This window comes from Pseudomonas sp. GW821-FHT05H12 (genome assembly GCF_059419385.1).
Map to the genome: position 1 here is coordinate 38,610 of NZ_JBWKRS010000042.1, position 11,217 is coordinate 49,826.

9 protein-coding genes and 1 riboswitch are annotated in these 11,217 nt (G+C 64.0%); of the genes, 2 read left to right on the forward strand and 7 right to left on the reverse strand.

Annotated features, from left to right (window positions below; all coding sequences use genetic code 11):
- Positions 1-5: 5 nt before the first annotated feature.
- The 3 genes from AC07SU_RS27000 to AC07SU_RS27010 are packed head-to-tail and all read right to left on the reverse strand — an operon-like array spanning position 6 to position 2,739.
- Positions 6-881: a rhomboid family intramembrane serine protease gene (locus AC07SU_RS27000; protein ID WP_494998778.1), complete on the reverse strand. Its 876-nt coding sequence runs from the start codon at positions 879-881 to the stop codon at positions 6-8.
- On the reverse strand, positions 878-1,852 hold the full coding sequence (locus AC07SU_RS27005; RefSeq protein ID WP_371319376.1) for a metallophosphoesterase: 975 nt from the start codon (positions 1,850-1,852) through the stop codon (positions 878-880). The genes AC07SU_RS27000 and AC07SU_RS27005 overlap by 4 nt, the downstream gene beginning before the upstream one ends.
- The gene (locus tag AC07SU_RS27010; RefSeq protein WP_003217892.1) at positions 1,849-2,739 is read right to left on the reverse strand and encodes an NAD(+) kinase; all 891 of its coding nucleotides are present in this window, start codon (positions 2,737-2,739) and stop codon (positions 1,849-1,851) included. The genes AC07SU_RS27005 and AC07SU_RS27010 overlap by 4 nt, the downstream gene beginning before the upstream one ends.
- A gap of 145 nt (positions 2,740-2,884) precedes the next feature.
- Here AC07SU_RS27010 and AC07SU_RS27015 point away from each other — a divergent pair, with 145 nt between their 5' ends.
- A complete protein-coding gene (locus AC07SU_RS27015) occupies positions 2,885-3,832 on the forward strand; it encodes a DUF1853 family protein (RefSeq protein WP_494998779.1) in 948 nt (315 codons plus the stop codon).
- 95 nt (positions 3,833-3,927) lie between these two features.
- Here AC07SU_RS27015 and AC07SU_RS27020 read toward each other — a convergent pair whose 3' ends face one another.
- The 4 genes from AC07SU_RS27020 to cobW are packed head-to-tail and all read right to left on the reverse strand — an operon-like array spanning position 3,928 to position 10,417.
- Positions 3,928-4,530 (reverse strand): vWA domain-containing protein, encoded by a 603-nt coding sequence (locus AC07SU_RS27020; protein ID WP_494998780.1) that lies wholly within the window; start codon positions 4,528-4,530, stop codon positions 3,928-3,930.
- A gap of 53 nt (positions 4,531-4,583) precedes the next feature.
- The gene (locus AC07SU_RS27025) at positions 4,584-5,588 is read right to left on the reverse strand and encodes a magnesium chelatase ATPase subunit I (RefSeq protein ID WP_494998781.1); all 1,005 of its coding nucleotides are present in this window, start codon (positions 5,586-5,588) and stop codon (positions 4,584-4,586) included.
- Complete coding sequence (cobN, locus tag AC07SU_RS27030) at positions 5,588-9,349, reverse strand: cobaltochelatase subunit CobN (protein ID WP_494998782.1); 3,762 nt, start codon at positions 9,347-9,349, stop codon at positions 5,588-5,590. The genes AC07SU_RS27025 and cobN overlap by 1 nt, the downstream gene beginning before the upstream one ends.
- 3 nt (positions 9,350-9,352) lie before the next feature.
- On the reverse strand, positions 9,353-10,417 hold the full coding sequence (gene cobW, locus AC07SU_RS27035) for a cobalamin biosynthesis protein CobW (RefSeq protein ID WP_178919588.1): 1,065 nt from the start codon (positions 10,415-10,417) through the stop codon (positions 9,353-9,355).
- A 92-nt stretch (positions 10,418-10,509) separates the two neighbouring features.
- Positions 10,510-10,709, reverse strand: a riboswitch (cobalamin riboswitch).
- A gap of 206 nt (positions 10,710-10,915) precedes the next feature.
- On the opposite strand from cobW, the gene AC07SU_RS27040 reads away from it, so the two are divergent.
- Positions 10,916-11,209, forward strand: coding sequence for a transposase (locus tag AC07SU_RS27040; RefSeq protein ID WP_494998783.1), 294 nt, complete (start codon positions 10,916-10,918; stop codon positions 11,207-11,209).
- Positions 11,210-11,217 lie beyond the last annotated feature (8 nt).

Sequence of the window (11,217 nt, forward strand, 5' to 3'; positions counted from 1 at the left end):
CCTTATCAAATAGAGGCTTTGCGGCGGTTGTACAGCCCGCCCAGCAAACCCGTCAGGCAACCGATGAGCAACCCGCTCACATGCGCCGCGTTGGCGATTTCGCCGAAGCCGATCATCGAGATCAGCCCCGACATGCAGAGCACCAGCCAGATCAGCATCATCGCCAGCACGCCACGGGGCAGACGATAAGCCGGGTTAGGCGATAACAACTGGAAAATCCAGCAATGCCCGAGCAGGCCATACAACACGCCGGACAACCCGCCAAACAGGCTCGGGCCGCCATAGGCGTATTGCGCGTAATTGGAGACCAGGCTGAACAGCAAGGTCAGGCCAAGCAGGTTGATGCTGCCCTGGCGCACTTCGATGCGCCGGCCCAGTTCCCAGTACCACATGCCGTTCATGGCCAGGTGCAGGATGCCAAAGTGAATCAGCATCGGCGTGACCAGCCGCCACCACTGCCCCGACGCCAGGCTATCGGCCAGCGGCGTAAACTGGATGTACTCACCCAGCACGCGGAACGGCAGGAAGGTCAGCCAACCCATGGTCTGCAGGTTTTCACCGAGCAACGTCACCGCGCCCACGATGATGCTCGCCAACAGTACCAGCGCGGTCACGGGGCTCATGCGCAATTGCTGGGCGAAACTGGGGCGGCTCTGCGGCGCCTGGAACTGTTCGGGAATATCCAGTTGCTGGTCCGGGTCACCGGCAGGAAAGCGCTGATACAGCACGCGCACATCATCGCTGATGGTTTCGGGCACCCACAGCACCTGCTCCCCGGCTTCTTCGCTGACGCGATGGGGTACCTGCATGCGTTGCAGCAACTTGACGAAACCGCCCAGGTCGACGCTCAGGGGCAAGCGCAATACAGCTACGGTACTCATGAGATAACCTCGGGGCGCTCAACGTCGACCCATACAAATTTACGCGGATCCAATTGGGTTTCCTGGTCCAGGCGATATGCCACCAGCTTGCCGTACAGCACGGCGCTGTAGTCCAGGCAGGCCAGGTTCTCGCGAATCGGTGCCGGCTTGCCGCTGCGCCAATAGTGGCCGACGAACAACAACGGTTCGTCCACGCCGTAGCGCAGCAAGGAATTCTTTTGTGTAGACGACAACGGCGTACGGGCCACCGGCTCGGGCAGCGCGTCGGGTTGGAACACGATGTCGCCGTAGGTCTTCGGGTCGTCTTCCCAGAACTTGGTGCGGAAGAACGAGCGCGTCAGGCCATCGCCACCGGTCAGCGTCAGGCCATCCGGCAGGCGCATGTCGGTGCCGCGCAGCAGGCGATCGAAGGCGTTGCAGGCAAAACTGCCCGGCACCGCGGCGGCCTGCAGGAAGTGCTGGTCGATGCAGCCGTCCGGGAAGGTGGCGCGCAAAGGCTGGATAAAACCGTCGTCCCAGCACGCGTGCACCACGCGGAAACGCCCGGCGTCGACAAACAGCGGCATGTCGTAGAACCAGCCGAGGAAGTCATGCCAGTCGCCCGGGTGCTGCTCGAACTGAGTCAGGGTTTCGTGGATCAACCGCGCATGCCGTGGGTTGTGCTCGCGCACGAACTGCTTGCCACTGCCCGGCGGCGCAGGCGTGGTCCAACCCAGTGCATTGAATTCATGGTTGCCCATGATGCACAGCGCCTGGCCGGCCTCGACCATGTCATGGACGATATGCAGCGCCTCGCGGATGCGCGGGCCACGGTCGATGATATCGCCGAGGAACACCGCCATGCGCGACGGGTGCCGCCAGACGCCGCCGATCTTGTGGTAGCCCAACTGGTCGAGCAAGTGCTCAAGGGTATGAGCGCAACCGTGCACGTCACCAATCAGGTCGTAGCTACGCGCGGGATCGAGCATCAGTCGCCTCCACCCCCCAAGCGGCTGCCCCAGCCCAGCTTGGTGCGGCACACTTCGTAGTAGTTGTGATCCAGCGGGTGGATCAACCGCAACTTCTGCGCCTTTTTGCTCACGGTGATGGTGTCACCGGGGGCACAGGTGAAATGGTTCTGCCCGTCGCAGGACACCTGCGGGTAGATCTGCATGTCTTTGGACACCACGATTTTCAGCTCGCTGTTGCCGTCGACCACAATCGGCCGGCTGGACAACATATGGGGGTACATCGGCACGATCACAATGGCATCGAGCTTGGGATGCATGATCGGGCCACCCGCCGACAGCGCATACGCCGTGGAACCGGTAGGCGTGGCGACGATCAGGCCGTCAGCCTTTTGGCTGCACACGAACTGGCCGTCGATGTACAGCTCGAACTCGATCATGCGCGTGGATTTGCCCGGGTGCAGCACCACGTCGTTCAGTGCATCGCCCTGGCCGATGGCTTCGCCGTGGCGACGCACTTCGGCTTGCAGCAGGAAGCGGTTTTCCACCAGGTAATGGCCGTCGAGCACCTTGGCCACTTCGACTTCCAGCTCATCCGGGCGGATATCGGTCAGAAACCCCAGGCTGCCCCGGTTGATCCCCAGCACCGGCACGTTATGCCGTGCCAGGGCGCGGGCGGCGCCCAGCAGGCTGCCATCGCCGCCGACCACAATCACCATGTCACACACTTCGCCGAGCATCTTGCGCGACGAGGTTTGCAGACCGTGGCCGGGGAGAATCTCGGCGATGGTGTCTTCGAGGATCACATGCAGGTGGCGTTCCAGCAGGAATTTTTTCAGCCGGCGGACGGTGTCCAACACCTGGGTACTGCCCAGGCGACCGATAATGCCGATATTGCGAAATTGCTCCATGGGGCTCCTGCGGGATTTGGGGTGTGGCAAAAAAGAACGATTATGGGCGAAAGGCCGCGTCAGGCAAAACCCTTTGTCGCCGTCAGGCCTTGATGACAACGGTTCTCAGCCACCTGCACCGCACGTAAAAGGCTATGCTCGGACCATGACTGTGTTCCCGGATCTGCACAACCTGCCCCGCCAACTGCGCCACCCGGAGGTGCGCGACCTGGCGTGGGTGATGCTCGCTCCGCCGATGCTGGCGCAGACGCCGTGGCCGCAACGCCACCCGCTGGCCGGCAGCGACTGGGTGCAGGCGCCCCATCTTCTCGAACACTGGTTGCGCACACTCGATCAAGACAGCAGCGCCTTGCAGCACTGGCTGAGCCAGGCGCGCACCCGGCGCCTGGGTCTTTATTACGAGCGGCTATGGCAATTTGCGGTGCAGCATGCGCCGGGGGTGGAGCTGATCGCCGCCAACCTGCCGATCCGCCGCGCCGGGCACACCCTGGGCGAGTTGGATATGCTGATTCGTGATCGCGACGGCGTGCATCACCTGGAACTGGCGATCAAGCTCTACCTGGGCCCACAAGACGGCAACGGCAGGGACGCGGCCCTGTGGCTGGGCCCCGGCTGTCATGACCGACTCGACCGCAAGCTGGCCCACTTGGCCCAGCACCAACTGCCGATATCTGCACGCTCTGAAAGCCGTGAAGCGCTGGCGGCGTTGGATATCCAGCAGTTCGATGCGCATTTGTGGTTGGGCGGCTATTTGCTGTACCCCTGGCCTGGATTATCGGAGTCACCGAATGGCGCCCACCCACAGCACTTGCGTGGCCGCTGGCTGCATCAGCGGGATTGGCAGGCATTTGCCAACGCCAGCGCGCCCGGCCGCTGGCAACCCCTGCCCCGCCATGCCTGGCTGGCACCGGCGCATTACCCGGAGGATGAAGTCTGGAGTGAGGAGCACATGCAAGGCTGGTTGGCAGACCTGGACCCAATGGCGCCGGCGCAGTTGCTGGTGCGGATGGTTCAGGTGGGTGAGGATTGGGAAGAGGCGGAACGGCTGTTCCTGGTGGCGGATCTTTGGCCGAATGTACCGGGCAACACCTGATCCGCACGGTACAAACCTGTAGGAGCCGGCTTGCCGGCGATGAGGCCCTAACCGCTATGCAACCCTCAAGGCAGCCATCGCCGGCAAGCCGGCTCCTACAGGGTGTCGATATGCTGATAATCCAGCTGCAACCCAACGGCCAACTCCTGGGCCCGGGCTAACCTGATCGGCCCGCGCTCGATATCCACCAACAACCCTGGGCACTCCAAATGCGGCAGCCCGGCAATATCCTTGAGGCGCCCATCCGTGATCACCAGCAACCGTTGCTGCTCCGCCGGATAACGCTTGCGCCGCACCGCCAACCAATGCCCGGCCTCGGTCAGCGCTTCCAGTAACGGTGTACCACCGCCCGCGCCTAGTTGATCCAGCCACCCCGCCAACCCCTTCGCCGCCTTCAACCCCTGCACCTGCCACTTCGGCGCCTGCCCGCTGGCCGTCAGCAACGCCATGCGCGCCCGCTGGCGGTAGGCGTCATCAAACAGTTGGGCCAACAAGCCTTTGGCATCGGTCAGTGCTCGGTGGCGCCGAGTAGACGCCGACGCATCAACAATCACCAGCCACAGCTCATGCGCTGCCCGGCTGCGCAGGTGAAACAGCAAATCCTCTCGCAATTGTGGGCGGCCGCCCAGCAACGTGCCGGGCCAGTTGATCGCGCCCTGCCTGGCGCTGCGTGCCTTGCCGTGCCTGCCTCTCTCCACTCGCCCAGCCTTGGGCCGGGCATCCGCCCCCGCGTCAGGTCGAGGGCGAATGCCTAGGGCTTTTTTGGCCAGGTGGGGACTTCGCGGCGTGCGCCTGTGGGCAGGGCCGGCGCGGGCATGTCGCCCCATTGGCCCTGACCTTGGCCCGGCGAGGTATCGGAGGGCTTGGGCGATTGCCCTTCGCTCGGCGGGCTCGCCGGTGGCGTCTGCACCTGCCGACGATGGCGCAGGGCAAACTCGGCGACCGCTTCGATATCCTCTTCAGCGATGGCACCTGCGCCACGCCATGCCGCATGGGCCCTCGCGCCGCGCAACCACACCAGGTCCGCACGCAGGCCATCGACACCGGCCGCGAAACAGCGCTCGGTGATCTGCGCCAACGCCTCATCATCCAGCGCAATGCTGTCGAGTCGCGCCCGCGCCTGGGTGCAACGCTCACGCAGTACGGCCTGTTCTGCGGCCCAGCGTGCAAGGAACGCCACGGGGTCACTGTCGAAATCCAGGCGGCGGCGGATGATCTGCCCCCGCTCGGCCGGCAAGGTCTGCCCGCTCAACGCCACATTGAAGCCGAAGCGATCGAGCAGTTGCGGGCGCAACTCGCCCTCCTCCGGGTTCATGGTGCCGATCAGCACAAACCGCGCCGAATGGCGGTGCGAAATGCCGTCGCGCTCGATCAGGTTGGTGCCGCTGGCGGCCACGTCGAGCAGCAGGTCCACCAGGTGATCGGGCAGCAAGTTGACTTCATCGACGTACAACACGCCGCCGTCGGCCTTGGCCAGCACGCCGGGGGAAAACTGCGCACGGCCTTCGCCGAGGGCTGCGTCCAGGTCCAACGTGCCGACCAAGCGCTCTTCGGTAGCGCCCAGCGGCAAAGTCACAAACTGCCCGCTGGCCAGCAGGTCTGCCAGGCCCCGCGCCAGGGTGGACTTGGCCATGCCCCGTGGGCCTTCGATCAGCACACCGCCGATCTTCGGGTCGATGGCGGTCAGGCACAGCGCCAGTTTCAAGTCGTCGGCGCCGACCACGGCGGACAGCGGAAAATGCGGCATATCAGTCATCAGCTGTCTTCTTCTATATCCAGCAACAGGTTTTCCAACGCGTCCTTGTAAGCCCCGGGCTCCTGCCACAGGCCGCGCTGCTGAGCTTCGAGCATGCGCTCGGTCATGTCGCGCAAGGCATCGGGGTTGTGCTGTTGCACAAAGGCCCGGGTGTCAGGGTCCAGCAGGTAGGCGTCGGCGAGCAACGCGTATTGATGATCGTCGATCAGCGCGGTGGTGGCATCGAACGCGAACAGGTTGTCCACGGTGGCGGCCATTTCAAACGCGCCTTTGTAGCCATGGCGCTTCACGCCTTCGATCCACTTAGGGTTGGCGGCGCGGGAACGGATCACCCGGTTCAGCTCTTCCTTCAAGGTACGGATCTTCGGCAAGTCCGGCTGGCTGTGGTCGCCATGATAGCTGGCAGCCTTGTCGCCACTCAGGGTTTCCACGGCGGCGAGCATGCCGCCCTGGAATTGGTAGTAGTCGTTGGAGTCGAGCAGGTCGTGCTCACGGTTGTCCTGGTTCTGCAAAACGGCCTGAACCTGGCTCAGACGCTGGGCGAATTGTTCACGGGCAGCCGTGCCTTCGTCGGCACCGCCATAGGCGTAGCCGCCCCAATTGAGGTAGACCTCGGCCAGGTCTTCACGGGTTTGCCACAAACGACCATCGACTGCCCCCTGCACCCCGGCGCCATAGGCACCGGGTTTGGCACCAAAGATGCGCCATCCGGCTTGCTTGGCAGCGGTTTCATCGTCTAGGCCGGACACACGCAACGCCTCCCGCTCGCTGCGCACCTTGGCCGCCAGCGGGTTCATATCGTCCGGTTCATCCAACGCGGCCACCGCCTGCACCGCCGCATCGAACAGGCGGATCAGGTTGGCAAACGCATCGCGGAAGAACCCCGACACACGCAAGGTCACGTCGACACGCGGACGATCCAGCAGGCTGATCGGCAGGATCTCGAAGTCATCCACCCGCTGGCTGCCCGTGGCCCACACCGGGCGTACGCCCATCAGCGCCATGGCCTGGGCGATATCGTCGCCGCCGGTGCGCATGGTGGCCGTGCCCCACACCGACAGGCCCAACTGGCGCAGGTGGTCACCGTGGTCTTGCAGGTGGCGCTCAAGAATCAGGTTGGCGGACTGGAAACCAATGCGCCATGCCGTCGTGGTGGGCAGGTTGCGCACGTCGACGGTGAAGAAGTTGCGACCGGTGGGCAGCACATCCAGGCGCCCACGACTGGGGGCGCCACTCGGCCCTGCGGGTACAAAACGGCCGGATAATGCATCGAGCAAGCCGCGCATTTCGGCCGGGCCGCAGGCATCCAGGCGCGGCGCGACGACGATGCGCAGGCTCTCGATCACCGCCTTCACGTCTTCCCAGCCGGGTTCTTCCAGCTGCTCCAGCGGCCCTTCCAGCGCCTGCTCGATCAACCGCGCGGCGTACAGCTCCAAACGCTCACGGGTGTCGCCCGCGGTGCGCCACAACTGTGGGTCGATCTTCTGCAACACCAGTGGACGGCGCCCGGTCCAGGGCTCGGCCAGGGCGCAGTCCAACGGGTCGAAGCCGAGGTCGAATGCCTTGGCCAGCACCCGCAGCAGGCTCGATTGCGGGCCGCGCCCATCGCCACGCGGGATACGCAACAAGGCCAGCAAGGTGTCGATACGCAGGCGACCTTCAGGCGACTCGCCGAAAACATGCAGGCCGTCGCGGATCTGCGATTCCTTCAAGTCACACAGGTAAGTGTCCAGGCGCGGCAGCCAGACGGCGGCGTCCGCGTCGCTATCCAGCTCGAGTTCCTGGTCGATGCGGGTTTCGCGCACCAGCTTGAGGATGTCTTTCTGTAATTCCAAGGCGCGGCGCGGGTCGAGCAACTGTGCTTCGTAGTATTCGTCCGCCAGCAACTCCAGGTTGCGCAACGGCCCGTAGGTCTCGGCGCGGGTCAGCGGTGGCATCAAGTGGTCGATGATCACCGCCTGGGTGCGTCGCTTGGCCTGGGCGCCCTCGCCCGGGTCGTTGACGATGAACGGGTAGATATTCGGCAACGGCCCCAGCAACGCATCGGGCCAGCAGTTTTCCGACAGGCCCACGCCCTTGCCAGGCAGCCATTCAAGGTTACCGTGCTTGCCCACATGGATCACGCCGTGGGCGCCGTAGGTGTGGCGCAGCCAGAAGTAAAACGCCAGGTAGGCGTGAGGCGGCACCAGGTCCGGGTCGTGATAGACGGCGCTGGCGTCCACTTGATAGCCACGCGCCGGCTGGATGCCGATAAAGGTCAGGCCCAGGCGCAGGCCGGCGACCATCAAGCGACCGTCGCGGAACATCGGGTCGTTCTGCGGCGCGCCCCATCGCGCCAAAACAGCTTGGCGGTTGGCTTCAGGCAGGCGGCTGAACATCGCCTCGTAGTCGTCCAGGCTCAGGCTTTGATGGCAGGGGCGCAGGTCGAGGCTGTCGAGGTCGTTGGAGACGCCGCCGAGCAAATCGTGGATCAGCGCAGTGCCGCTCTCGGGCAGCGCGTTCGGCAGCGGATAGCCTTCGGCTTGCAGCGCACGCAGGATATTCAGCGCAGCCGCTGGCGTATCCAGGCCCACGCCGTTGCCGATACGGCCGTCGCGGGTCGGGTAATTGGCGAGGATCAGCGCGATGCGCTTGCCGGCATTCGGCACCCGCGCCAGCTCGACCCAACGCCGTGCCAGTTCGGCGACAAAATCCATGCGTTCAGGCGCTGCGCGGTAGCACACCACGTCCGACTGGCTGCGCTCACTGCGCCAGGCCAGGTCCTTGAAACTGATCGGCCGGCTGATGATGCGCCCGTCCAGCTCCGGCAAGGCAATGTGCATCGCCAGGTCGCGCGGGCCCAGGCCTTGTTCGCTGGCCTGCCAGCCGGGCTCGTTGTCTTGGGCGCAAATCGCCTGGATTACCGGGATATTGCGGCGAAACGGTCGCAAATGCGGCGCTTCGGGGCTGGATTGAGCAAAGCCGGTGGTGTTCAAAATCACCGCCGCGCCCACTTCATCCAGCAGGTCCTCGACCACCGTCAGGCAGCCGGGTTCTTTCAAACTGGCCAGCGCAATCGGCAGCGGGTTAAGGCCCGCTGCCTGCAAACGCTGGCAGAACACATCGATAAAACCCGTATTGGCCGCCTGCAAATGGGAGCGGTAGAACAGCACCGCCGCCACCGGCCACTCAGGGTTCCAATCCGCCAGCCAGTCGTTCAGGCGCGGGTTGGCTTTATGCGGGTGATAAATCGCCGTGCGTGGCAAGGTTTGCGGCTCAGCCCAGGCGTAGTCGCGGCCCAGGTAAGCGCTGGCCAGGCAGCGATAGAAATCCAGCGCGTTGCCCAGGCCGCCCTGGCGCAGGAAATGCCACAGGCGGTCGCGGCTTTCGGCGTTTACCGTACTCAGGCTGCTGAGTTCCGGGTCCGGGCGATCGTCCCCCGGCACCAGGATCAGCTGCACGCCGCGCTCGGCCAATTCCACCAGGCGCTCGATGCCGTAACGCCAATAACCAATGCCGCCGTGCAGCGAAATCAGGATGACCTTGGCGTGGCGCAGCACTTCATCGACGTACAGGTCGACCGACGCGTGGTTCTGCACCTGCATCGGGTTGGCCAAGCGGAAGCTGGGGTAGTCGTCGGGCAATTGCTGGGCCGCTTCGGCCAGCAAGGCCAGGCTGGAATCACCGCTGCACAGGATCACCAGGTCAGCGGGGGTTTGGCCAAGGTCGGCAATATTGTCGTCCGAGACGAAACCACCGGGCTGGGTCCTGAGCAGGTGCATGGGTCAGACGCTGAGGGCGGCGCGCAGTTGCGCTTCGAGGCCAGCGGCGTCGAGGTCCTGACCGATCAGCACCAGGCGCGTGATGCGCGCTTCGTCAGCGCCCCAGGCACGGTCGAAGTGCTTGTCGAAACGCGTGCCCACACCCTGGATCAACAGGCGCATCGGCTTGTTCGGGATGGCCGCGAAACCTTTGACGCGCAGGATGCCGTGTTGCACCACCAGCTGGGTCAGGGCGTCGAGCAGCAGGGCTTCGTCGGCTTGCGGCAGGTCGATGGAAATGGAATCGAACGCGTCGTGGTCGTGATCGTCGTCCTCACCTTCGTGGTGATGATCGTGATGGCTGTGGCGACCGTCGATGTGCTCTTCGGAGCCGGCACCCAGGCCGATCAGCACGTCCAGTGGCAAGCGACCGCTGCTGGCTTCGATGATCTTCACCGCAGGCGGCAACTCTTCAGCGACTTCCAGGCGCACGCGGGCCAGGTCTTCCGGGTTGATCAGGTCGGTTTTGTTGAGGATCACCAGGTCGGCGCTGGCCAGTTGGTCGGCGAACAACTCGTGCAGCGGCGATTCGTGGTCCAGGTTCGGGTCCAGTTTGCGCTGGGCGTCGACCTGGTCCGGGAAGGCGGCGAAGGTGCCCGCCGCCACGGCCGGGCTGTCGACCACGGTGATCACCGCGTCAACGGTGCAGGCGCTGCGGATTTCCGGCCACTGGAAGGCTTGTACCAAGGGTTTTGGCAGGGCCAGGCCCGAGGTTTCGATGAGGATGTGGTCGAGGTCACCGCGACGGGCGACCAGTTCGCGCATCACCGGGAAGAACTCTTCCTGCACGGTGCAGCACAGGCAGCCGTTGGCCAATTCGTAGACGCGGCCGTTGGCTTCTTCTTCGGTGCAACCGATGGAGCACTGCTTGAGGATTTCACCGTCGATGCCCAGCTCGCCGAATTCGTTGACGATTACCGCAATGCGACGGCCCTGGGCGTTGTCGAGCATGTGGCGCAGCAAGGTGGTTTTGCCCGAGCCGAGGAAGCCGGTAACGATGGTGACGGGGAGTTTGGCCAGTGTTTTCATCGGATGCCCTTGGGGGCGGGCATACGGGACGATAGGCCCTGCGACGGCGCGCAGCAGCGGATTTCGTCACCGGATCACCCCGCCCGGTTGAATTGAAAATCGGTTGCGAGGCAGGTCTCCTGGCTTGGGGCGTGCGGGTCTTGCGACCGGCGCTGGCTGCGCCTTCCCGCCGATTTGGCAGTGGCGTGGCAGTCAGTTGAACCCTTTACAGTTGCGGGGGCAGCCGCGGCTTGGACCGCGTTCCCTTCTTAGCTCCGGCCTGGGCTGGAGAACCTCGAGGGTGCAAGGCTACGCAGTGCTTGGGGGATGGTCAATGATGGGGTTCGGTTGGTGAGCATATCCGTTGCTGCGGTAACGGCGACTATTGGTTCCGCTCTTACAGCGGGTCACTTTTGGAAAAGAGCCCGGAATGCCGGCCCAGCCAAAAGTAACCATGGGCCTGTCCCGTGACAACGGACGCCAAGAAGCGATACTTAAATCGCTCTCTTGGAGGTTGCCATGTATCCATCTACTCGCCGTAACTACACCGATGAGTTTAAGACTCAAGCGGTTGCGCTAGCTGAAAGCGTTGGCAGAGCCGAAGCCGCCCGCCAACTAGAGATGTCCGTCAAAACGCTCGACAACTGGGTGAACGCCACGCGCAAGGGCCAACCGTTGAGTTCGCCCGAGCGCAAACCCATCACAAAGGAATGCAGTGAGCTTGCCCGCCTACGAGCCGAGGTTGCCGAACTGAAAATGGAGCGTGAAATCCTAAAAAAGGCGGCGGTATTCTTCGCCAGAGAGTCCAGGTGAGATACGCC

Bases quoted from the DNA above. Each gene is read 5' to 3' on its own strand.
- AC07SU_RS27000 (WP_494998778.1), bottom strand. From the start codon at position 881: ATGAGTACCGTAGCTGTATTGCGCTTGCCCCTGAGCGTCGACCTGGGC.
- AC07SU_RS27010 (WP_003217892.1), bottom strand. From the start codon at position 2,739: ATGGAGCAATTTCGCAATATCGGCATTATCGGTCGCCTGGGCAGTACC.
- AC07SU_RS27015 (WP_494998779.1), top strand. From the start codon at position 2,885: ATGACTGTGTTCCCGGATCTGCACAACCTGCCCCGCCAACTGCGCCAC.
- AC07SU_RS27025 (WP_494998781.1), bottom strand. From the start codon at position 5,588: ATGACTGATATGCCGCATTTTCCGCTGTCCGCCGTGGTCGGCGCCGAC.
- cobN (WP_494998782.1), bottom strand. From the start codon at position 9,349: ATGCACCTGCTCAGGACCCAGCCCGGTGGTTTCGTCTCGGACGACAAT.
- cobW (WP_178919588.1), bottom strand. From the start codon at position 10,417: ATGAAAACACTGGCCAAACTCCCCGTCACCATCGTTACCGGCTTCCTC.
- AC07SU_RS27040 (WP_494998783.1), top strand. From the start codon at position 10,916: ATGTATCCATCTACTCGCCGTAACTACACCGATGAGTTTAAGACTCAA.